This window comes from Mycolicibacterium pallens (assembly GCF_019456675.1).
Lineage (GTDB): Bacteria > Actinomycetota > Actinomycetes > Mycobacteriales > Mycobacteriaceae > Mycobacterium > Mycobacterium crocinum.
In genome coordinates this window covers 3,757,279-3,779,493 of record NZ_CP080333.1, presented here as the reverse complement: position 1 = coordinate 3,779,493, position 22,215 = coordinate 3,757,279, and the positions used below count along the sequence as shown (strand labels likewise).

The 22,215-nt window shown below is 67.5% G+C and carries 23 protein-coding genes; 14 read left to right on the top strand and 9 right to left on the bottom strand.

Going from position 1 to position 22,215, the window contains the following annotated elements; all coding sequences use genetic code 11:
* The first annotated feature begins 1 nt into the window (after position 1).
* Both K0O64_RS18540 and K0O64_RS18535 read left to right on the top strand, forming a co-directional pair.
* Complete coding sequence (locus K0O64_RS18540) at positions 2-1,075, top strand: NAD(P)H-dependent amine dehydrogenase family protein (protein WP_425574767.1); 1,074 nt, start codon at positions 2-4, stop codon at positions 1,073-1,075.
* Positions 1,072-2,268, top strand: coding sequence for a cytochrome P450 (locus tag K0O64_RS18535; protein WP_096311736.1), 1,197 nt, complete (start codon positions 1,072-1,074; stop codon positions 2,266-2,268). Before K0O64_RS18540 ends, K0O64_RS18535 begins: the two co-directional genes overlap by 4 nt.
* A 2-nt stretch (positions 2,269-2,270) precedes the next feature.
* Here the strand turns inward: K0O64_RS18535 and K0O64_RS18530 are convergent, their stop codons facing one another.
* Positions 2,271-3,500 (bottom strand): TetR/AcrR family transcriptional regulator, encoded by a 1,230-nt coding sequence (locus tag K0O64_RS18530; RefSeq protein ID WP_225933482.1) that lies wholly within the window; start codon positions 3,498-3,500, stop codon positions 2,271-2,273.
* 136 nt (positions 3,501-3,636) lie between these two features.
* Between K0O64_RS18530 and K0O64_RS18525 the strand changes: the two genes are divergently transcribed.
* From K0O64_RS18525 to K0O64_RS18505, 5 genes are all read left to right on the top strand, one after another.
* The gene (locus tag K0O64_RS18525; protein ID WP_096311734.1) at positions 3,637-4,545 is read left to right on the top strand and encodes an SDR family oxidoreductase; all 909 of its coding nucleotides are present in this window, start codon (positions 3,637-3,639) and stop codon (positions 4,543-4,545) included.
* Between the two features lie 28 nt (positions 4,546-4,573).
* Entirely contained in the window at positions 4,574-6,022 is a 1,449-nt protein-coding gene (locus K0O64_RS18520; protein ID WP_220046508.1) for an aldehyde dehydrogenase family protein, read from the top strand.
* Between the two features lie 13 nt (positions 6,023-6,035).
* Positions 6,036-7,304 (top strand): cytochrome P450, encoded by a 1,269-nt coding sequence (locus K0O64_RS18515; protein WP_096311733.1) that lies wholly within the window; start codon positions 6,036-6,038, stop codon positions 7,302-7,304.
* Between the two features lie 13 nt (positions 7,305-7,317).
* On the top strand, positions 7,318-8,196 hold the full coding sequence (locus K0O64_RS18510; RefSeq protein ID WP_071943441.1) for a mycofactocin-coupled SDR family oxidoreductase: 879 nt from the start codon (positions 7,318-7,320) through the stop codon (positions 8,194-8,196).
* Positions 8,197-8,298: 102 nt separating this feature from the next.
* The gene (locus K0O64_RS18505) at positions 8,299-9,075 is read left to right on the top strand and encodes a spirocyclase AveC family protein (RefSeq protein WP_096311732.1); all 777 of its coding nucleotides are present in this window, start codon (positions 8,299-8,301) and stop codon (positions 9,073-9,075) included.
* A 1-nt stretch (position 9,076) separates the two neighbouring features.
* Here K0O64_RS18505 and K0O64_RS18500 read toward each other — a convergent pair whose 3' ends face one another.
* Positions 9,077-9,313 carry a hypothetical protein gene (locus K0O64_RS18500; protein WP_096311731.1) on the bottom strand — a complete coding sequence of 79 codons (237 nt, stop codon included), beginning with the start codon at positions 9,311-9,313 and terminating at the stop codon, positions 9,077-9,079.
* Positions 9,314-9,329: 16 nt separating this feature from the next.
* Positions 9,330-10,088 (bottom strand): DUF2306 domain-containing protein, encoded by a 759-nt coding sequence (locus K0O64_RS18495; RefSeq protein ID WP_096311730.1) that lies wholly within the window; start codon positions 10,086-10,088, stop codon positions 9,330-9,332.
* A 54-nt stretch (positions 10,089-10,142) separates the two neighbouring features.
* Between K0O64_RS18495 and K0O64_RS18490 the strand changes: the two genes are divergently transcribed.
* On the top strand, positions 10,143-10,832 hold the full coding sequence (locus K0O64_RS18490; protein ID WP_096311729.1) for a TetR/AcrR family transcriptional regulator: 690 nt from the start codon (positions 10,143-10,145) through the stop codon (positions 10,830-10,832).
* A gap of 62 nt (positions 10,833-10,894) precedes the next feature.
* Positions 10,895-12,328 carry a glycoside hydrolase family 183 protein gene (locus K0O64_RS18485; protein WP_096311728.1) on the top strand — a complete coding sequence of 478 codons (1,434 nt, stop codon included), beginning with the start codon at positions 10,895-10,897 and terminating at the stop codon, positions 12,326-12,328.
* Here the strand turns inward: K0O64_RS18485 and K0O64_RS18480 are convergent.
* The 3 genes from K0O64_RS18480 to K0O64_RS18470 are packed head-to-tail and all read right to left on the bottom strand — an operon-like array spanning position 12,319 to position 15,284.
* A complete protein-coding gene (locus K0O64_RS18480) occupies positions 12,319-12,720 on the bottom strand; it encodes a VOC family protein (RefSeq protein ID WP_096311727.1) in 402 nt (133 codons plus the stop codon). The genes K0O64_RS18485 and K0O64_RS18480 overlap by 10 nt on opposite strands.
* A gap of 23 nt (positions 12,721-12,743) precedes the next feature.
* The gene (locus K0O64_RS18475; RefSeq protein ID WP_096311726.1) at positions 12,744-14,453 is read right to left on the bottom strand and encodes an amidohydrolase; all 1,710 of its coding nucleotides are present in this window, start codon (positions 14,451-14,453) and stop codon (positions 12,744-12,746) included.
* A gap of 15 nt (positions 14,454-14,468) precedes the next feature.
* A complete protein-coding gene (locus K0O64_RS18470; RefSeq protein ID WP_096312912.1) occupies positions 14,469-15,284 on the bottom strand; it encodes an oxygenase MpaB family protein in 816 nt (271 codons plus the stop codon).
* A gap of 45 nt (positions 15,285-15,329) precedes the next feature.
* On the opposite strand from K0O64_RS18470, the gene K0O64_RS18465 reads away from it, so the two are divergent.
* A complete protein-coding gene (locus tag K0O64_RS18465) occupies positions 15,330-16,292 on the top strand; it encodes a cobalamin biosynthesis protein (RefSeq protein WP_096311725.1) in 963 nt (320 codons plus the stop codon).
* Here K0O64_RS18465 and K0O64_RS18460 read toward each other — a convergent pair.
* The 3 genes from K0O64_RS18460 to K0O64_RS18450 are packed head-to-tail and all read right to left on the bottom strand — an operon-like array spanning position 16,246 to position 18,228.
* Positions 16,246-17,064, bottom strand: coding sequence for an SURF1 family cytochrome oxidase biogenesis protein (locus tag K0O64_RS18460; protein ID WP_096311724.1), 819 nt, complete (start codon positions 17,062-17,064; stop codon positions 16,246-16,248). The two genes, K0O64_RS18465 and K0O64_RS18460, sit on opposite strands and share 47 nt — an antisense overlap.
* On the bottom strand, positions 17,064-17,564 hold the full coding sequence (locus tag K0O64_RS18455) for a low molecular weight protein-tyrosine-phosphatase (RefSeq protein ID WP_071943459.1): 501 nt from the start codon (positions 17,562-17,564) through the stop codon (positions 17,064-17,066). The genes K0O64_RS18460 and K0O64_RS18455 overlap by 1 nt, the downstream gene beginning before the upstream one ends.
* Positions 17,557-18,228, bottom strand: a complete 672-nt coding sequence (locus K0O64_RS18450) for an HAD-IA family hydrolase (RefSeq protein ID WP_071943461.1) — start codon at positions 18,226-18,228, stop codon at positions 17,557-17,559. Before K0O64_RS18450 ends, K0O64_RS18455 begins: the two co-directional genes overlap by 8 nt.
* A gap of 58 nt (positions 18,229-18,286) precedes the next feature.
* Between K0O64_RS18450 and K0O64_RS18445 the strand changes: the two genes are divergently transcribed.
* From K0O64_RS18445 to K0O64_RS18430, 4 genes are read left to right on the top strand one after another with little or no spacing between them, the layout of a single operon-like run.
* Complete coding sequence (locus K0O64_RS18445) at positions 18,287-19,420, top strand: Nif3-like dinuclear metal center hexameric protein (protein WP_071949731.1); 1,134 nt, start codon at positions 18,287-18,289, stop codon at positions 19,418-19,420.
* Positions 19,417-20,154 (top strand): zinc ribbon domain-containing protein, encoded by a 738-nt coding sequence (locus K0O64_RS18440; RefSeq protein WP_071943463.1) that lies wholly within the window; start codon positions 19,417-19,419, stop codon positions 20,152-20,154. Before K0O64_RS18445 ends, K0O64_RS18440 begins: the two co-directional genes overlap by 4 nt.
* Entirely contained in the window at positions 20,151-21,236 is a 1,086-nt protein-coding gene (locus K0O64_RS18435; RefSeq protein WP_071943465.1) for a bifunctional RNase H/acid phosphatase, read from the top strand. The genes K0O64_RS18440 and K0O64_RS18435 overlap by 4 nt, the downstream gene beginning before the upstream one ends.
* Positions 21,237-21,270: 34 nt before the next feature.
* A complete protein-coding gene (locus K0O64_RS18430) occupies positions 21,271-22,215 on the top strand; it encodes an NAD(P)/FAD-dependent oxidoreductase (RefSeq protein WP_071943467.1) in 945 nt (314 codons plus the stop codon).

Sequence of the window (22,215 nt, the reverse complement as noted above, 5' to 3'; positions counted from 1 at the left end):
ACTGAGAACAGTCGTCTGGTCGACAGGCGGGGTCGGTTCGATCGCCATCGACGCGATCCGGGTTCGGCCCGATCTCGAACTGGTCGGAGTATGGGTGCATTCGCCCGACAAGGTCGGCAAGGACGCCGGTGAGTTGGCCGGTGGCACGCCGATCGGGATCACCGCGACCGGCAACGCCGCCGAACTCGTTGCACTACAGCCGGATTGCGTGGTCTACGCCGCAAGCGGACCCGATCGCGACGCCGGCGCCGTACCGGACTACCTGATGCTGCTCGAGGCGGGGATCAACGTCGTCTCGACCTCGTCGACCAGCCTGGTCTACCCGCCGGCCTACTACTCGCCGGAATGGCGCGACCAGATGGAGCGGGCGGCCACGGCGGGAGATGCCTCGTTCTACGCGTCGGGCATCTTTCCCGGCTTCGGATCCGATCAGCTGGCGTTGCTGCTGTCGACGCAGTCCAAAACGATCCGGCAGGTGAAGGTCACCGAGGTCGCGCTCAACGACCACTACCCGGTCGCCGACGTGATGATGAACGGCATGGGCTTCGGGCACTCGCTCGACTTCGAACCGTTGCTCAAGACACCAGGCTTCATCGAGATGGCCTGGCGAGCACCGCTTTACCTCATCGCCGAAGGCCTCGGTGTCGAGATCGAGGAGGTGCGGGGCACCCTCGACCGGCGGACCACCGACCGCGACATCGAGGTGGCGTTCGGCACGATCAAGGCAGGCACCTGCGGCGCGGTCAGCACCAGGGCGGCGGGCGTGGTCAACGGTCGCGAGGCCATCGTCGTCGAGCACATCATCCGAATGGCCCGTGACGTCGCCCCCGACTGGCCGGCATCGGAGTTCGACGCCTCGTATCACGTGGACATCGCCGGCGATCCCGACATTCACTGCGCGATGAACGTTGGTGCCGCCGAAGGGCACGGCGCCGGCCATGCCGCGATGACCGCCACCGCGATGCGGGTGGTCAACGCGATTCCGTATGTGGTGGAGGCGCCCGCCGGACTGCTCAGCTCGCTGGATCTGCCGAACACCCTGCCGCGACACGCGATCGATTGGAGAAACGAATGACTGGCGCCAGTGCCATAGACCTGTACTACGACCCTTTCGACTTCGCGATCGACGATGATCCGTACCCGATCTGGAAGCGTATGAGAGACGAGGCCCCGCTCTATCACAATGAGAAGTACAACTTCTTTGCGCTGAGCCGTTACGACGATGTCAGCCGCGAACTGCACAACTGGGAGACCTACCGCTCGGGCCGCGGCACCACGATCGACATCATCATGAGCGGCCTCGAAGTCCCGCCCGGTGTCATCCTTTTCGAGGATCCGCCGCTGCACGACCTGCACCGGCGGCTGCTGTCGAAGGTGTTTACGCCCCGACGGATGGAAGCGATCGAAGACCTGGTGCGACAGTTCTGTGTTCGAGCCCTCGACGCGCTGACCGGTGCCAAACAGTTCGACGTGATCACCGACTTCGGCGCGCTGATCCCGATGCGGACGATCGGCTATCTGCTGGGCATTCCCGAAGAGGGCCAGCAGCACATCCGGGACAGCACCAACGCCCAGATCGACCTGAAGGACGGTGGTTTCCAATCGGTCTCGGCTGACGCGTTCGAGAATGCCTACCAACTGTTCGCCGACTACATCGAGTGGCGGGCACAGCATCCGTCCGACGATCTGATGACGCAGCTGCTCAACGCGGAGGTCGAAGAGGATGGACGACTTCGACCACTGACGCGCCTCGAGGTGCTGACGTACACCAGCATGATCGCCGGCGCGGGCAACGAAACCACCACGCGCCTGATCGGTTTCATCGCTCAGATGCTGGCCCAGCACCCCGATCAGCGCCGCGAGCTCGTGGAGGACCACTCGCTGATCCCGGGGGCGATCGAGGAGACGTTGCGCTACCAGGCGCCGTCCCCGGTACAGGCCCGCTACGTCGCACGCGATGCCGAATGTTACGCGCAGCGCATCCCGGAGGGCTCGATCATGTTGCTGCTCAACGGGTCGGCCAACCGCGACGAGCGCCACTATCCGCGCGGCGAGGAGTTCGACATCCACCGCACCGGCGCGCACCTGTCCTTCGGCCAAGGCCTGCACTTCTGCCTCGGCTCATCGCTGGCCCGCATGCAGGCCCGAGTGGCCACCGAGGAGATGCTGCGGCGCTGGCCGGAGTGGGACGTCGATCTGGCGAACGCCGCGATGGCGCACACCTCCAGCGTCCGGGGCTGGGGCACGCTACCGATGATCGTGGGCTGAGCTCAGCCGCGGCGCGTGGCGACGCCGCGCAGCGACGTGTCCCGGATATGGATGAGTGACGCCCGTGTCCCGATGTCGCGCAGGATGTTCTCCGGGATCCAGCCGACGCCGATCACCGCGCGTGCGAGCATCTCGTTTGACGGAGTGTCGATCGCTATCTCGCCGGTCTTGATGCCTTCGGCCAGAAGCATTTTCATCTGTCCGACGCGCGTCGAGAACAGCCAGCCGGGATCCGGGGTGTCCGGCGGGGACTGGCGCATCCACGCCAACTGGATGCGGAACTCGTCGCCGAACTTCTCCAGGACATTCGTGTGAATCCATGACACCGCGTCGAGCTTCTCCAGCGGGGACGAGTCCGAGCGCAGGACATCGGTCCACCCCGGCTCCATCTTCTCGCCGAACGCGCGCATGATGTCGGTCAACAGTTGGTCTTTGGAGCCGATCAGCCGGTACACGGTCCCGGTGCCCATGCCGGCCGCGGCGGCGATATCCCTGATCGAAGTGAATTCATAGCCCTTGCGCCCGAACTCGGTCCGGGCGACCGCCCTGATGCGGGCGGCGTCGTCGGCCGGGTCGTCGGCTTCCTGCCAGGACTGCACCACCTGATCTGCCGCTCGGTACGCGGCAGACGCGTCGAGCTCGACATCGGTGACGGGGTTGGTGGCCAAGCCCTCCAGCAGGATCGTGCACAGCAGGGCGGCAACCTTGTCGGGCCCCGCGTCGTTTCGGATGACGTCGAGTCCGACGTGCAACATGGTCTGAACGAAGCGGTCGGCGAGAATCGAGATGTCGACGTGCGGGCCGATGTAGCCACTCCACCGCGCGGCCCGCAGCGTCTGCAGCGTGGCCGCCAGAATCGCGGTGGGCCGTTGCCGGGCGAGTTCGGTCAGGTCCGGGTCGGCGGACGGGAACTCGTAGAACGTCATCTGCAGTGCTGCCCGATGGGTGACCGCGCACTGGGCGATCGCCGACCCGAGGTCGACAAGCCGGTCGAACGCTGACGTCGAGCCGGGGCCATCGAGCCGGCTCTCGGCTTGCCGAGCGATGTCGTCCAGATCCTCGTGGTAGCTCCGGAGCAACTCGACGAGGATGGCCTCTTTGGATTCGAAATGGTGATAGAGGCTTCCCGGCAGAATGCCTGCGGCGTCGGCGATCTCCTGCAACGAGGTCCGCAGCCCCGAGGCGGCGATCAGCGCGGCTGCGGACTGCAGTATGTCGCTGCGCCTGCTCACGGCACCTCCAATGCGGACCGGATATTTGGTAACGGTAGCAGAAGCAGGGCTCGTCACATCGTTGACGGCAGGAGGGCGACTCGGTAGGGTCCGAACAAAAGTTAGGTTGCGGGAATTCTGGTGACGAGTGAGGTCCATGTCGAGCAACCCGATGACCGGTGAGCGCCGCAGTGTCGTCATCACCGGCGCCTCGCGAGGGCTCGGCCTGGCGTCGGCCACGAAGCTGTACAAGCGGGGTTGGCGCGTCGTTGCCGCGATGCGGTCTCCCGACACCGGCATGAAGGTGCTGCGGGAGGCCACCGGCGCCGGGGACGACGACCCGAGGCTGGTCGGCGTCGCGCTCGATCTCACCGACCTGTCCTCGGTGACCGCCGCGGCCAAAGCCATCGAAGATGCCGTCGGCGCGCCCTATGGGTTGGTCCACAATGCCGGCATCTCCGCGGCCGGCATGGTCGAGGAGACGCCGACCGAGCTGTGGGAGCGGATGTTCGCGACGACGATCTTCGGCCCGGTGGCGCTGACCAAGGAGTTACTGCCGTCGATGCGCCGGGCCGGCGCTGGACGCATCGTGCTGGTGTCCAGCCAGGGCGGTGTTCGCGGAATGCCGGCCACCGCACCGTATTCGGCGGTCAAGGGTGCCTTGGAACGGTGGGGTGAGTCGATGGCGGGGGAGGTCGCGCCGTTCGGCATCGGTGTGACCGTCATCGTCACGGGCACCTACGACACCGACATCATCACCGACGCGGGCACCACCGACTGCCGCGATCTCGCCGGCGTGTACGCCCGCCACCACCAGACCATGGACAAGCGGGGACGGGCCGCGATGAAGCTGGCCGCACGCTCCCCGGAGAAGTTCGCCGAAGGTCTGGCCAAGGCCCTCGACAGTGAGAAGCCCTTCGTCAAGACCGCGATCGGTCCGGATGCACGCATGCTGTTGATCGCCAACCGGGTGTTGCCATCGGCCGGACTGCACCAGATGACCCGGCTGATGATGGGCATTCCGCGGTTCGGTGCCATGAGATCAGGAGGCAGCAGCAGTGACTGACAGCGCAGGCGTCCGCTTCGAAACCAAGATGATGATCGACGGCAAGCTCGTCGACGGTCAGGCGGGCACGTTCACCAACATCAATCCGGCCACCGAGGAGGTGCTCGGCGAGGTCGCCGACGCATCCAAGGCCGATATGCACCGGGCCATCGATGCCGCGCGGCGCGCGTTCGACGAGACCGACTGGGCGACGAATCACGCCTTCCGCCAACGGTGTCTGCTGCAGCTACAGGAGGCGCTGGAGTCCGAACAGGAGGAGCTGCGCGAGGAACTGATTCTCGAAGTGGGCTGTCCGCGCGCCATCACACACGGCCCGCAGCTCGACGCGCCGCTGGCCGACGGTCTCCGCTATCCGGCCAAGCTGATCGACGAATACCCTTGGGAGACTTCGCTGGGCGACGCGGTGGTGTCGGTGACCGGCGTCAACACCACCCGTATGGTCTGGCGGGAGCCGGTGGGTGTGGTCGGTGCGATCGTGCCGTGGAACTTCCCGTTCGAGGTCACCATCCAGAAGATCGGCCAGGCCCTCGGGACCGGCAACACCGTCGTCCTGAAACCGGCGCCCAACACCCCCTACAACGCGACCCGCCTGGGTCGGCTGATCGCCGAGAACACCGACATCCCAGCGGGTGTGGTCAACGTCGTCACTGCCTCGCACCACTTCGTCGGCGAGGAGCTCACGCTGTCGCCGAAGGTCGACCTGATCTCGTTCACCGGATCGACGGCGGTCGGCCAGCGGATCATGGAGAAGGGCGCCGCCACCATGAAGCGGCTGTTCCTGGAACTCGGCGGCAAATCGGCCACGATCGTGTTGGAGGATGCGGACTTCGCGCTCGGATGCATGATGGGCATCGCCCCCTGCATGCACGCGGGTCAAGGCTGCGCCAACCCCACCCGGATGCTGCTGCCACGGTCGCGCTACGAGGAGGGCGTGGAGATCCTGCGCGGCATCTACGAGGGAGTCTCCGCCGGCGACCCGCAGGACCCTGGAACACTGTGCGGCCCGGTGATTTCCGACCGCCAGTGCAGTCGGATCCGCGGCTACATCCACAAGGGCGTCGAGGAGGGAGCCACACTGCTCGTCGGCGGTGCCGAGGCCCCCGAGGGCATGGACACGGGGTTCTTCGTCAAGCCAACGCTTTTCGTGAACGTCGACAACTCAATGACGATCGCTCAGGAGGAGATCTTCGGCCCGGTGCTGTCGGTCATCCCGTTCGACGACGAGGACGACGCCGTGCGCATCGCCAACGACAGCCCCTACGGCTTGGCCGGCAATGTGATGGCGGGCTCACTCGACCGCGCATTGTCGGTGGCCAAGCGCCTGCGCGCCGGTTTCATCGGCCTGAACGGCACCGCGGGCTACGGCGCCGACACTCCGTTCGGTGGATACAAAGCCAGCGGGGTGGGCCGTCAGAACGGTATCGCCGGATTCGACCAGTACACCGAAATCAAATCGGTTGCCTACCCAGCACAGTGAGGAGCTTCTTGTTGTGACCGATTTCGACGTGGTGGATTTCTTCACCGACGAATCGCTCGTCCCCGATCCCTACCCCTACTTCGATCACCTGCGGTCGAAGTGCCCGGTGACGCCGGCAACGGCCTTCAACGTGCTGGCCGTGACCGGATACGACGCGGCGCTGAGCGTGTACAAGAACCCGGCGTTCTCGTCCTGCGTCTCGGTGGCGGGGCCGTTCTCGGGCATGCCGATCACCCCGGGTGAATCCGATGACGTCTCGGATCTGATCGAGCAGCACTGCGCCAATGTGCCGATGGCCGAACACATCACGTCGCAGGATCCGCCGCTGCACACCCGCACCCGCAGCCTGATGAACACGCTGATCACGCCGAAGCGTCTCAAAGAGAATGAAGACTTCATGTGGCGGCTGGCCGATCAGCAGCTCGACACCTTCCTGGCCAAGGGCGAGTGCGAATTCCTCACCGACTACGCGAAACCGTTCTCACTGCTGGTCATCGCCGACCTGCTCGGGGTGCCGGCCGAGGACCACGAGGACTTCAAGACCGTCTTCGCCAACGAGACCGTCGGTGAACTCGGCAAGGATGCGCCCACCTCGCACAACCCGCTGGAGTGGCTGAACGACCGCTTCTACCGTTACCTCGACGACCGCAGGCGCGCACCGCGCGAGGACGTCCTCACCGGGCTGGCACTGGCGAAGTACGACGACGGGTCGACTCCCGATCTCGATGACGTGGTGAACCTGTCGACGTTCCTGTTCGCCGCAGGCAGCGAGACGACCACGAAGCTGGTGAGCTCGGCGGTCCGGTTCATCGGCGACAACCCGGGATTCGAGGACATGCTGCGGCAGGACCGCAGCAAGATCCCGGCGTTTCTCGAAGAAACCCTGCGGATGGAGAGTCCGGTCAAGGCTCACTTCCGGATGGCGCGCACCAACACCACGATCGGCGACGTGGAGGTCCCGGCCGGAACGACGGTGATGCTGATGCCGGGCGCCTGCAACCGCGACGCCGAGAAGTTCGAGAACCCACATGAATTCCACGCCGACCGGCCGAATGTGCGCGAACACATCGCGTTCATCCGCGGTGCGCATTCCTGCCCGGGTGCGCCGCTGGCGCGGGCGGAAGGACGAATCTCGTTGAACCGCATCCTGGATCGCATGAAGGACATCACGATCTCGGAGTCCGACCACGGTCCCGCCGAGAACCGGCACTACACCTACGAACCGACATTCATCATGCGCGGGCTGAGCGAACTGCACATCACGTTCACGCCGGCCGACTAGAGGGAGAGACGCCATGACCGGAAAGCTGGAAGGCAAGGTCGCTTTCATCACCGGAGCCGCCCGCGGGCAGGGCCGCGCACACGCGATCGCGATGGCCCGGGAAGGCGCCGACATCATCGCGGTCGACATCTGTCGGGACATCCCATCGAACCCCTATCCCTTGGCCACCCCGGATGACTTGGCTGAGACCGAGCGCTCGATCAAGGAGATCGGTCGCCAGGTGCTTGCCCGGGTGGCCGATGTCCGCGAACGTCACGAGCTGCGCGACGCGGTCGAGGCGGGTGTCGCTCAGTTCGGCAAGATCGACATCGTCGTCGCCAACGCCGGCATCCTGCCGATGGCGATGGGCCGCCCGCACGACGCGATGTCCTTCGTCGACGCCAGCGACGTGGACCTGCTCGGGGTGATGAACACCGTCGCGGTCACGGTGCCGCACCTGCCCAACGGCGCCTCGGTGATCGTCACCGGTTCGACGGCGGGGATGATCCGCGGCACCACCGACAACCCGAACATGGGACCCGGTGGCCGCGGTTACGGTTGGAGCAAGCGGGTGATCATCGAGTACGTCGAAGAGATGTCGATGGCATTGGCCGACAGGATGATTCGCGTCAACGCGATCCACCCGACCAACTGCAACACCCACCTGCTGCAGAACGACGGGATGTACAGCATGTTCCGGCCCGATCTGACTCAGGCAGGCCAGCAGGCCACCCGTGAGGACGCCGAGCCGCTGTTCACGATCTTCCAGGCGATGCCGATCCCGTACATCGAGCCGGAGGACATGGCCAACCTCGGGGTGTTCCTCGCCAGTGACGACAGCCGCTACATCACCGGACAGCAGATCCGCGTGGATGCCGGCTCATTGCTCAAGTGGCCGAACGGCCCAGGGTGACAGGAGCACTATGGGAGCGGTAATCATGCTCGGCACGCTGCTCGGGCTGATCGTGCTGATCTTCGGATTGGTGATCTACTTCGATCCGGAAGCGCGGGACCGATGACCCCGGTGATGGTCGCCGGCCAGACGTTCGCCTACGTCGGCGGCTTCGTTCTGCTGGCCGTCGGCATTTACCTCAGCGTGCGGCGCGGGCGCATCCACCCGCTGCTGCTGGTGTCGATTTCGGCGATCTCGTTCTCGTGGATCGAGGCGCCTTACGACTGGGCGATGTATGCGCAGTTCCCGCCCGCACTCCCACGCATGCCGTCGTGGTGGCCGATGAACATGACGTGGGGCGGCGGACTGCCCTCGGCGGTGCCGATCGGGTACATCTCGTACTTCGTGTTCCCGGCGTTGATCGGTGCTTTCCTCGGCCGGTGGCTGGTCAAGCGGTTCGGCTGGCGCAGGCCGCAAACCCTGCTGATCGCGGGCTTCGGCGTCGGCTTCTGCTGGGCGCTGTTCTTCAATGCGGTCATCGGTGCTCAGCTCGGCGTCTTCTACTACGGGTACGTGATCCCGGGGCTCGCGATCTTCGAGGGCACCAAACACCAGTACCCGATCTACGATTCGATCGCGATGGGCGTGCAGATGATGGTCTTCGCCTACCTGCTCGGCCGCACAGATGATCAGGGCCGCAACGTGATCGAAGTCTGGGCCGACAAGCGGTCGGCGAGCAAGGTGGGCGCCGGAGTCCTGTCGGTGGTGGCAGTCGTGGTCGTCGGGCATCTTCTTTACGGGGCGGTCTTCGCGCCGCACCTCGCCACCAAGTTGGCGGGCTACGTGACGGTTGGGCCCACCGAGCAACTGTTCCCCGGTGTGCCCAACCAGCCGCGTTGAATTACGGGGCGTAGCAGCGCTCGTCGTTGTTGACGTTGATCCAGCAGTTCGGGCTGATGAAGTGAGCGTTGGGGCCGGGCACGTTCAGGACGCAGTTCGGTCCGTCGAGGTGATAGCCGATTCCGCAGCCGTCGGCTGCGCTTGCGGTGGGGGCGAAGCCCAGGCCCAGGGCCAGCGCGCCGGCGGCGACGGCACTGGCGAAAAGTCCTGTGGCACGCTTCGAAATCTGTGCAGTCATCGTGTCCTCCGAGTTGTCAGTTCTGTGGTTCGTGGTCCGCTCGGGTTGAGCGAGGCTCGAAACGAATCGTGCGCCCGCCCCTATCGCGCGTCTGTCCGCCGAGCGGATGGTTGGCGGGAGGAATTGCGGATCCACCGATCGGTGGACGCCCAGCGGTGCGCTTCAGCCATCCCCGAACGGTGAAGAACGGGATCGTCCAGCCGAGCCAGGCGCCAAGGCCGGCGACGAACCACAGGTAGTGCTCTGGGTTGCCGTCAAAGATGCTGTGCTGCAATGGATGAAGTGCCAGGAACAGTATCGGGGTCCAGATCCGATTGGTGATGATGGACAGTGTGAGGGTGGCGCTGAGGACCATGTTCCTACGGTGCTCTTCGAACCTGCGCTGGCGGATGGCGCGGTACCCGTTGATCGTGAACCACAACCACAGCGTCGCCAGGACGACATTGCTCACGGCGAGGAACGGCCCGAACGGGGTCGCCGCACCGATGATCAGCGCGCAGATCGCCGCCGGGATGGCGGCGGCCACGTAGATACGACCGCACCGGCGGTGCAGGGCCAGCCGGTGGGTGCGGAGTCCGGGCCAGATCTGGGCCAACGCCATCAGCATCGCGACCGCGGCGAACATCACGTGAGCGACCAGCAGTGGGTAGTGCAGACCGAACGTGGCCGGCACCCGGGTGCGGCCGGTGAAATAGGGCGGCAGCGATAGGGCGAGGAAGGCCACAGCAATCAGGGCGAGCAAGGTCGCCAGCGCGGACCGCTTTGCGTACGTCATACGCAAAGCGTACGGTATACGCATTCGTGATGTCGGTCGTTTACGCTGACTGCGATGGCCGACGAGACCATTCCCGAAGCACTCGCCGTGCTGTGGCGGGACCCTGCGCCGACCCGGCGAGCCGGTGGGCTCAGTCGCGCCCGCATCGTCGACGCCGCCATCGAGATGGCCGACGCCGACGGCCTTGCCGCGCTGTCGATGGCGAAGCTCGCCGAGCGAATGGGCTGCGGCACGATGTCGCTCTACCGGCACATCGCCAACAAGGAACAGCTGATCGCCTTCATGTTGTCCGCGGCCCCCGGACCGCCCCCGGCGCCGGCTGAGGGCGCGGATTGGCGTGCCGCTCTTGACGGCTGGGCCATGGGACTGTGGCAGGTCTACCACCGGCATCCGTGGGTCCTGGCCGCATCGACCGCGGGGCCGCCCGTCGACCCGGGTCAATTGGCGTGGCTCGATGCCGGCCTGGCCGCGCTGCGGGACACCGGCATGGCCGAACGCGACAAGTTGGCCGGTGTGCTGGCGGTGCTGCACTTCGTGCGCGGCGCCGCGGCGCTGGCGATCGAAGCGCCCACCGAGGGTCCCGACTATCCCCGTTTGCTGCACGGTGTCGTCGACAGGGATCGGTTTCCGGCGTTGGCTTCCGCGCTGGAAGCCGGCGCGTTCGACGACGAGGACGAGGACCACGGTGACGCGTTCCGGTCCGGGTTGAGCCAGTTGCTCGACGGCTTGTCCCTGAAACTCTGAGTAAATCCCCCCATTTGCCCCTCGGCGGGCAAATACTGAAGGACGAACGACAGGGGGGCGCCATGCGTACAGCGGCGTATATCGGGGGAATCGGCGGATTCGCGGTGGCTTTGGGTGTCGGCGCCGCGGTGACCGCGGGCTGCGCAGTGGCGTCGGCCGACTCGGCGGACTCGGGCTCCGGTCCGAAGACGTCGGCGACGCACTCGTCGTCGACTGCCCGCTCGGCCGTCGGCCATACCCAGCGGGCCAAACCCCAGCAGAAATCGTTGCCCACCAGACAAACTCGGGCAGTCGCACCGAAGGCGAACGCCACGGCCGTGGCCTCCGCGCCGGTCACCACCAAGGTCGGCTGGGTCACCGGACCCAATACCTCGGCCCCGGGCCGGTTCGGGATCTACGGCACCGACGTCGGGATCATGTGGGACAACGGCATGGCCGGTGACAAGCGGCAGGTGCTGATGATCTTCGGCGACACCTTCAGTGGCCCCGGTATGTCGGGTAACTGGCGGTCCAACGTGCTGCTGCGGACCACTGACCCCGTCAACCGCGTCTTCGCGCCCGGTTCCACCACCGACCCGTTCGCCGGTTCGCCGTTGAGCTCACCGGGGATGTCGAAGCAGGTGATCGCGGGCAGCGCACGGAATCTGGGCCCGTTCGGCTCCCAAGTGACGGTCATCCCGACCGCGGCGATCTCGGTGCCCTACGACAACCAGTACGGCGCACGGCAATACGTCAACTTCATGTCGGTGCGCTCGTGGGACTTCGGCGGCGCCTGGACCACCAACTACTCCGCGATCGCCTATTCCGATGACAACGGCCAGAATTGGACGGTCGCGCCGCAGACCATCCGGGCGGCGAGCTGGTTGCGCTCGTCTACTCCATTCGTCTACGGGAACCAAAACTTTCAGCAGGGCGCCTTCGTCAAACCGCCCGCCGATTCACCCGACGCGGGATATGTCTTCTCCTACGGCACGCCGTCGGGCCGGCTCGGCTCGGCGTACCTGTCGCGGGTCGCAGAGGCCGACATTCTCGATCTGACGAAATACGAGTACTGGGACGGCGACACCTGGGTGGCCGGCAAGCCGGGCGCCGCGGTGCCGATCCTGCCGTCCACCCGCAGCAATCAGTACGCCGGCGGATTCCTCGGCCAGCTGGGTCTGTTCTTCGGCGGCTGGGTGGCCGGCATCTTCGGAGTGGGCGGCCCCAGCGGGCACGTCAGCGAGCTGTCGGTGCAGTACAACACCTACCTGAACAAGTACGTGGCGATGTACTCGAGCAGCGTTGGCAGCGTGATCATCCGGACAGCCGACAGCCCGCAGGGCACGTGGTCGGCACCGACCACGCTGGTGACGTCGGTGCAGTACCCGGGCCTCTACGCGCCGATGATGGATCCGTGGTCCACCGGCCAGGACATCTACTGGAACATGTCGCAGTGGGGCAGCTACAACGTGCTGCTGATGAAGACGACCCTCGGCGCGGCCGCGGTTCAGGCCTGAGCCGGAGGCGCGAAAAACTCCAGCGTGATGCCGTCGGGGTCGCGGAAGCTCAACCCGGAACCGTAGTGCGCGTCCACAATTCCGCCGTGCGTCACGCCCAACTCGTCGAGGCGGGCCTGCCAGCTCTCGAGCTCGCCGCGGTCGGCGACGCCGAAGCCGACGTGGTCCAGGCCGACGTTGTGCTCGCTGAACGCCTGATCGGACGGCGCGGTGGTGTGCTGGTGCAAGCCGAACAGAGTGCCGTTGTCGAGGAGGAACACGCAGTGGTGGAAGCCGGCGTCGGTGTCCTCGTCGAGCACCGGATCGGAACCGAGCAGCGCCCGGTACCAGGGCACGCTGACCGACAGGTCACGCACCGTGACCGCGACGTGGGCGAGGGTGGGAAACGACATGGCACACCTTTCTGATGGTGGGTCTAACAACAGGTATGACGGGGATGGCCCATCAGATGTTCATGCGGACCGGCGTCGGCGCCGCTGATCGCGCCGACGAACGCGTCCAAATCGATGCGCTCGCCGCCCAGCCACGTTCCGCTCACGGTGGCCTTCTCGGCCAGCTGTGCGGGATCCACCGCGTAGGGGTCGGCGGCCAGCTCGGTGAAATCGGCGAGCTTGCCCACCTCGAGTGAGCCGATCAGCTTGTCCCGGTGCAGAGTTCGTGCGGCATTGATGGTGTGCGCGCGCAGGGCGTGGTCCAAGGTGATGCACTGGTCGGCGCCGTGCACGGTGCCGGCTCGGGTCCGCCGCGTCACCGCGGTCTGAATATTGAGCACCGGCGTCGGTGGCGACACCGACCCGTCGTTGTGCAACGAGACCACCGCTCCGGATGCCACCGCGTCGGCGAAGGCCCCCCACTGGCTGCCGTGCTCGTGATCGAAGATCTGGCCGTCCAGCAGATCGCCCCAGTAGTAGTACTGGAACGGCGCCATCGAGACGTGCACCCCCAGGCCGGCGGCCCGGTCGAACTGGCGCCGGGTGCCCGCCCCGAGATGTTCCAGACGCCAACGATGGTCGGTTCCCAGCAGATTGTGCCGGTGCAGCGCCCCTTCGTAGGCATCGAGTGCCAACTCGATGGCGAGGTCGCCGTTGGCGTGAAAGGCCATCTGCCAGCCGGTGGGAGCGGCGACGTCGAGCACAGCGTTCAGTTGCTCCAGGCTGTAGTTCATCGACTGGGGGCCGCCGGCCACGGCCGGGTCGATACCCGCGGTCCTCGTCGCCTCGGTGCTCAGGTAGGGGAAGGAGATCGCGATGTTGCCGATCCAGGGTGAACCGTCGGTCCACAGTTTGACGCCCTGTTTGACCAGCAATTGCTCTGCGACACTGAAGCTTTCGGAATCGTTGTACGTGTCGGTCGTGGACATCTCCCACATGCTGACCCGCAGCGGGCAGGACGGCGCCGCGGCCAGCGCCTCGTAGGCACTCTTGAACTTCGGGTCATAGGTCATGTCCGAGGTCGACGTGTAGCCGCCACGGGACATCCAGGCGTAGTACTCCGCGGCACTGACCAGCGGGTTGCCCAGCTGGGCCAGGATGGGCCCGGCGACGGCGAGCAGCACCGCCGTCTCGAATCCCTGGCCGTTGAGGCTGCCGTCGGAATTGCGGCCGAAGTGGGCGCCGACCGGGTCAGCCGGCGGATTCACGTTCCAGCCATGCTGTTTCATGACCGCGGTGTTGAAATACACGCCGTGGCCGGAGTTGTCGGTGATCACGGCGAGCCGGTCGCCGAAGATGCGGTCGAGTTCGTCGACCTTCGGCGACGGGCGCTTGTGCAGCAGTGCGTCGAAGCCCGCGAACAGCAGCGGCGTGGTCGGGTCGGTGGTGGCGACGGCGTCGGCGAAGATCGCCTCAGCGTCCGACCAGGCGGGTGCGTCCCACGGCGCGATCGAGCGGGCCGGCGGCTGGGTGGCGATCCCGCTCATCACCGGATGACTGTGCGGCTCAACGAATCCCGGGAGCAAGGCGGCAGCGCCGGTGTCCACGATCTCGGCGTCGGGACACCCCGCCTGACAGTGCGCCACCGAACCCACCGCCACGATGCGGCCATCGGCAACGGCGACTGCCTCGGCTCGCGGCTGGTCGGGATTCATGGTGATGATCGTTCCTGCGGTGAGGATCTTCGGTGACATGTTGCCCCTTGTGTGTCAGACGATCCGCTGTCCGCGGCGCGCTCTGGCCCGCATGTCCCACAGATAGAGCTGATAGCCGAGAATCCAGGCCTGGTGCGGGATCAGTCGGTCGGCCAGCCGCAGCGCGGCGAGTAGCCACTCGAAGCGGCGCTGCTGGCCGGCACCCCAGGGCAGGCGCATCATCGCCCGGAATTCGGGCGGCAGGAAGCCGGCGGTGGCGAACAGATTGAACCTGCCCAGCGTTTCCCGGATCGGCAACGGCATGAACGCCATTCCCGCAACACCTTTCAGATGCTCGCGGACCGGCGGGTCGATCTGCAGATCGTCCAGCGAGCGCTTCCAGTACTCGTCGAAGGCCGCGCGGTCGGCAGGCCACATACCCTCACGCACCTGCAGCGTGGTTCCCAACCGGCTGGCGTCGGCGTACACCGCGTCGGCTGCCTCGTCGTCGAGTGGGCCGTAGAGAAACTCGTGTTGGTCGACGTAGTAGCGGTACAGGCAGGCCGCCACCCACAGCTGCAACTTGGGGTCGAAGGCGCGGTAGGACACCGGACTGGCCGGCGTGGAGCGGACCTGGGCGTGCGCGGTGTCCACCGCGGAGCGGATCAGGGCGCGGTCGGCATCGGTGCCGATCGTGGCGGCGGCCAAATACGTGCCGGTGGTGCGGGCTCGCTTGATCGGATGCTTGTAGACATTGCCGCTGTCCACCGGGCTCTCCAGGACGCCGTAGCCGACGCCGGGGTGAGCCAGTTGCATGATGACGTTGGCTGCGGGCGCCAACACCGCGGCCGGGTTGAGCAAGTCCGAGACTCGCTTCGGGTGTCGCGTCATCGCGGCCTCATCAAGGCAGTACATCACGTGTGAGAGAGTGCCGGGGTGTTTGCGCGCAGACCGGCCCGCGGTGTCGGCATCCTGGTGGCCCAGCTCGCCGACGTGGCCTTCGGTGACCCGGTGCACGGCCATCCGGTCGCGGGGTTCGGTTGGTGTGCAGCCGCACTCGAGAAGCTGACCTACCGCGACAGTCGAGCCGCGGGCGCGGTGCATACCGCTGTCCTGCTGGGCGGGTTGGCCGTCGCGGGCACGCTGGTGCAACGCAGCACACGCGGACCGGCGCTGGCAGCGGTGACCGCCGCGGCCACGTGGGTGGCACTCGGCGGAACCACGCTGGGCCGCACCGGTGAGGGGGTGGCCGACCTGCTGGCCGCCGGGGACATCGACGGTGCCCGGGCGCTGCTGCCGTCGCTGTGCGGTCGGGACCCGTCCGCACTGGACGCCGACGGCTTGGCCCGTGCTGCCCTGGAGTCGGTGGCGGAGAACACCTCCGACGCGCACGTCGCGCCGCTGTTATGGGCGGCCGCCGGGGGAGTGCCGGGTGTCCTGCTGTACCGCGGGGTCAACACATTGGACGCGATGATCGGGCACCGCTCGCCGCGCTACGAGCGATTCGGTTGGGCGGCAGCACGTTTGGATGACGCCGCCAACTACGCGGCGGCGCGGGTCGCGGGCGCGCTGGTGGTGGTGTGCGCCCCGCTGGTCGGCGGTTCCCCGACCGGTGCGCTACGCGCGTGGCGCCGCGACGCGGCGCGGCATCCCAGCCCGAACGCCGGTGTGGTGGAAGCGACCTTCGCCGGAGCGCTGGGCGTGCGCCTGGGCGGTCCCACCCAGTACCACCACCAGTTGGAGATCCGCCCGACCCTGGGCGACGGCCACGTCCCGGGCATCGAGGACCTGCGCCGGTCGGTGCGGCTGTCGCGGACCGTTCAGGTCGCCGCGGCGGTGCTCGCGGTCGGTCTCACTGCCGTCGGCCGTACCGGTCGGCGAGCTTGTCCTCGACGGTGACCGGCGCCGACGGCGTGTTCGTGGCGGCCGCGTTCTCCCGGCGGCGTGCCTTGATCTCCGAATACACGAAGTAGCCCAGCCCGATCGGGGCGACGATGCCGAACGCGATCCACTGGATGCCGTACGACAGGAACGGCCCGGCATCCAGGTGCGGCAGTTCCGCAATACCCAAGCCACCGGGCTGGTTCTCCACCAACTGCAGGTACGAGCCCGCCACCTTTACCCCGGTGGTCGTGCCGACCTGCGCGGTGTCGATGGCGTACAGCTGGGTGAAGCCGCCCTCTGTGAACGGTGGCTTGTCCGCGGGCGCGGTCTCCGAATCACGCAGCCGCGCCGTGATCGTCACCGGACCGGATGGCACCGGCGCGATCTCGGGCACCTTCGAGCCCTGGACGGCAAGCACATATCCCCGGTCGACCAGAACCGTCGGGCCGCCGTCGACGATGAACGGCACCAGCACCTCGAAAGCCGGTGCGCCACCGACCACCCGCAAGCGGGCCAGCACCTCGGCGGACGGCACGTAGCGTCCGGTGGCCGTCACGCGCCGCCACTGCGCATCGGGTGCCGACGAATCCTGATGCGGCAGAAGCGTTGTCACCGCCACCGGCTCCGCATTCAACGAGGAGGCGATCTGGTTGTTCTCCCGGCTGGTCTTGGTGTTCTTGCCCAGCTGCCACGGCGCCAGCACGGTGAAGCACAGGTAGGCAAACGCCACCACCACCAACGCCAGGGCGATCCAGCCCGGGCGCAGCAGGAACAACAGGCGCTTCATCAGCCGGTCAGGCCCTCGCCGGCCAGGCGTTCGTCCACCCAGGCGTGCAGGCCCGGCAGGGCCGCCTCGATGACGGTGAACGTCTCTTCGAAATCTGTCGGCCCGCCGTAATACGGGTCTTCGACGTCGTCGGCGTGTGCGCCCGAACGCGGGTCGAATGACCGCAGCAGACGCACCCGCTCGGGCTCCACCCCGAGGTGGGTCAGCATCCGCACATGGTTGCGCCCCAGCGCGATCACAAGGTCGGCCGCGAGGTGGTCATCGCCGACCTGCGCCGCGCAGTGCTCGGTCGGATAGCCGTGCTTGCGCAGGACGGCGTTTGCGCGTTCGTCGGCACTGTCACCGGCATGCCAGTCGCCGGTGCCGGCGCTGGTCACCCGGACCAGATGGGCCAGGCCGCGCTGGTCGATCTGGTGGGCGAACATCTTCTCGGCCATCGGCGAGCGGCAGATGTTGCCCGAGCACACGAACGTCACGTGCAGCAGCTGTGTGTCAGACACCGAGCACCTCCCGCAGCGCCGTCACCGTCGGGACATGCGCGGCCGCGGCCTCGGCCAGATGCGGCTCACGGAAGTCGGCGGCGCCATAGCCCCAGCCGACCACGACCGTGTCGATGCCGTGCTCGGCGGCGCCCTCCACGTCATGGGCGCGATCGCCGACCATCACCAGCCGCTCGGGCAACGGTTGCAACTGGGCCAGCACATGCGCCAGCACGTCGGCCTTGCTCGAGCGGGAGCCGTCCACGCTGGCACCGGCGATCACGTCGAAATGGTCCGCCAGCCCGAAGTGCTCGAGGATTCGCTGGGCGGTCGGCTCGGCTTTGGACGTCGCGACGGCCAGCCGCACCCCCGCCGAGCGCAGGTCGGCCAGCAGCTGCGGAATGCCGTCGAACAGGCTGTTCATCGCCCAGCCCCGGCTGGTGTAGTCGGCCCGGTAGGCCGCGATCGCGTCGTCGGCGCGCTCACCGAGGCCGAGGCCGGCCAGGGTCTGATGCATCGGCGGGCCGACGATCCGGCCGGCCAGATCACCGCCCGGCGCCTCGGCGCCGACGGCGGCCAGTGCGTGCCGGAAGCTGGCCACGATGCCCTCGGCCGAGTCGGTGAGGGTGCCGTCGAGATCGAAGATCACCAACTGCGGGCGGGTGTCGGAGGCCGTGCTTGTCACCGGTCCATTGTGGCCGATCGCTGCGCACTACTGTTCTTGGCGTGGTGGAGGTGCGTCGATGAGCGTGAAACTGGCCGAGGTCATCGCCGTGCTCGACGCCGCCTACCCGCCTTCGCTGGCACAGAGCTGGGACTCCGTCGGCCTGGTCTGCGGCGACCCGGACGACGCCATCGACTCGGTGACGGTGGCCGTCGACGCCACCGCCGACGTCGCTGCGACAGTCGGCCCGCGCGGACTGCTGCTGGCGCACCACCCGCTGCTGCTGCGCGGGGTGGACACCGTGGCCGCCAGCACCCCGAAGGGTGCGCTGATCCACCAGCTGATCAAGGCGGGCGCCGCGTTGTTCACCGCCCACACGAATGCCGACTCGGCGAACCCGGGGGTGTCCGACGCGCTCGCGGAGGTCCTCGGCCTGACGGTCGACGGCGTACTCGACCCGATCAGCGCGGGCGGCGATATCGACAAGTGGGTGGTCTTCGTCCCCGCCGCCGACGCCGAGACCGTCCGCTCCGCGCTATTCGCCGCCGGGGCCGGCCACATCGGCGACTATTCGCACTGCAGTTGGAGCGTCGCGGGCACCGGTCAGTTCCTGCCGCTCGAGGGGGCGGCACCGGCCATCGGAACGGTCGGCTCGGTGGAGCAGGTCGCCGAAGACCGCATCGAGGTGGTGGCCCCGGCCCGGCTGCGGGCCCGGGTGCTCGCCGCGATGCGCGCCGCCCATCCCTACGAAGAACCGGCGTTCGACGTGCTCTCGCTGGCCGCGCTGCCGTCGGGCGTCGGGATCGGGCGGATCGGCACCCTGGCCGAACCGGTGCGGTTCGCCGACTTCGTCGCCCGGGCAGCCACGGTCCTGCCGCAGACGACGTGGGGGGTGCGGGCAGCGGGTGACCCGGACGCTCCGGTGAGCCGGGTGGCGGTGTGCGGTGGCGCCGGCGACTCCCTGCTGGGTGCGGCGGCCGCTGCGGGTGTGGACGTCTACCTGACCGCCGATCTGCGCCACCATCCCGCCGATGAGCACCGCCGCGCCAGTGACGTCGCGTTGGTCGACGTCGCGCACTGGGCGAGCGAGTATCCCTGGTGCGCTCAGGCGGCCGCGCTGCTGCGCGCTCATTTCGGAGCGGCGTTGCCGGTCAGCGTCTGCGACCTGCGCACCGACCCGTGGAACATCGAATCAGTGAAAGGCATGTCGTGAAAGCTGAACTGGCACAGCAGCGTTCGCTTCTGGAGCTGGCCGAGCTGGACGCCGAACAGGCCCGCCTCGCTCACCGGGCGGCCAACCTGCCCGAACAGCAGGAGTACGACACGGCCCACGGCGAGCAGCGGGCGTCCGCTGACCGGCTGGCCGCGCTGGCCATCGCGATCGAGGACATCGACGGTCAGGTGAAACGGCTCGAAGCCGAGATCGACGGCGTGCGCCAGCGCGAGGACCGGGACCGCAATCTCCTCGACTCCGGCACCGTCAACCCCAAGCAGCTAGAGGAACTGCAGCACGAACTGGACACACTGCAGCGCAGGCAGGCAAGCCTGGAGGACTCACTGCTCGAGGTGATGGAACGTCGCGAACAGTTGGCCGCCGACCAATCGGAGGAGCAGGCTAAAGCCGAAGGCTTGCAAGCGAATCTGACCACCGCGGGCCACAACCGCGATGAGGCGCTGGCCGAGATCGAGCGGGTACGCGGAGAGCGCGCGGCCCGCCGCGAGGAGATCGTGGCCGGGTTGGATCCCGGTTTGGCCCAACTTTACGAACGGCAGCGGGCCGCGTCGGGTGCCGGCGCTGCGCGACTGTTGGGCCGACGGTGTGGCGCCTGCCGCATCGAACTGGATCGCGGTGAGCTGGCGCGGATTTCGGCGGCGCCGGAGGACGAGGTGGTGCGCTGCCCCGAGTGTCAGGCAATCCTGCTGCGGATTGATGGGGCGTTCCGGTGAAGGTACTCATCGAGGCCGACGGCGGGTCACGGGGCAACCCCGGACCGGCGGGCTACGGTTGCGTGGTCTGGTCCGACGATCATCAGACCGTGCTGGCCGAGCGTGGACAGGCCATCGGCATCACCACCAACAACGTCGCCGAATACCGCGGGCTGATCGCGGGCCTCGAGGAGGCCCGTCGGCTCGGCGCCAATGAGGTTGCGGTGTCGATGGATTCGAAGCTCGTGGTTGAGCAGATGTGCGGGCGCTGGAAGGTCAAGCACGCCGCGATGGCCGAACTGCATCAGCAGGCTCGCGCCCTGGCGTCGACCTTCGATTCGGTGACCTATCAGTGGATTCCACGTGAGCAGAACTCCTATGCTGATCAGCTCGCCAACGAAGCCATGGATCGGCAGGCGCAGGGGACCGTCGCCGACCCGCCGCCCGCGGCGGTCGCCGTGCCGCCCGCGGCGTGGACCGGCAACCAGGGTGCCCCGACCCGCATGCTGCTGCTGCGGCACGGACAGACCGAATTCTCCCGGCAGCGGCGCTATTCCGGCCGCGGAAACCCCGAACTCACCGACGCCGGGCGGCGCCAGGCAGAGTCGGCGGCGCGCTATCTAGCCGAGCGCGGCGGTGTCGATGTGGTGCTCAGCTCGCCGTTGAAACGTGCCTACGACACCGCGTCGGCCGCCGCCACGGCGCTCGGCCTGGACGTGACGGTCGACGCGGATCTGATCGAGACCGACTTCGGGGCGTGGGAGGGTCTGACGTTCGGCGAGGCACGGGAGCGCGACCCCGACCTGCACGGCCGCTGGTTGCGCGACACCGGTCTGCGCCCACCCGACGGGGAGAGCTTCAACGACGTGGAGGAGCGCATCCGGCGGGTTCGCAAGCGGATCATCGCCGAGCATCCGGGCGCCACCGTGCTGGTGGTTTCGCACGTGACGCCGATCAAGACGCTGCTGCGCCTTGCGCTCGACGCCGGGCCCGGCATCATGCACCGGTTGCATCTGGACCTGGCATCGCTGAGCATCGCGGAGTTCTATCCCGACGGCGGTGCCTCGGTGCGGCTGGTGAACCAGACGTCATATCTGGCCTGAATAGCACCGGTCGGCGTGGGTATGCCCCCGTGCCATGACCGTTGAGTACGACTGCATCGTGGTCGGCGGCGGCGCCGCGGGCCTGAGCGCCGCCCTGGTGCTGGGCCGCGCCCGTCGGCGCACGCTGCTGGTCGATGCGGGCCAGCAGAGCAACCTGCCGGCCCACGGCATCGGCGGCCTGCTCGGCTTTGACGGCCGCTCGCCGGCGGAGCTCTATGCGATCGGTCGCCAGGAGCTGACGCAGTACCCGAGCGTCGAGTCGGTTGTCGATGAGGTGGTCGACGGCACCGACCGCGGCGGGAGCTTCCGGCTCGAACTGGCAGGCGGCAGCCACCGGACAACGCGGCGGGTGCTGCTGGCCACCGGAGTCGAGTACCGTCCGCCCTACCTGCCGGGCCTGCGTGAGCTGTGGGGGAGGAGCGTGTTCCACTGCCCGTTCTGCCACGGCTGGGAGGCGCGTGACCAGCCGCTGGGTGTGCTGGCCAACGGCGAAAAAGCGTTGCACGCGACGTTGTTGATCCGGAACTGGACCGAGGACCTGGTGTTGTTGACCGACGGGCCGGCCGATCTCGACGCCGAGGCGAGCGCGCTGTTGGACAAGGCAGGCGTGCGCGTCGACACCCGTCGGGTCCGGCGCCTCGCCACCGACAGCGGGCGCCTGTCGGCGGTCGTCTTCACCGACGGGTCGCGGCTGGAGCGCAGTGCACTGATGGTGGCGACCACCCTGCATCAACGCTCGAACCTGGCCGACCAGCTCGGGGCGGTGTCGCATGAGCACGGCCCGGTGATGACCGATCCCGTCGATGTCGACGGGTTGGGGCGCACCACCGTGCCGGGGCTCTTCGCCGCCGGCGACCTGTGCACGCAGGCACCGCACGTCGCCACGGCAATCGCGACCGGATCAGCGGCGGCCACCGCCGTCGTGCAGAGTCTGCTCACCGAGGACACCGGCCTGCCATTCCCACCGCGCACCGCCTGA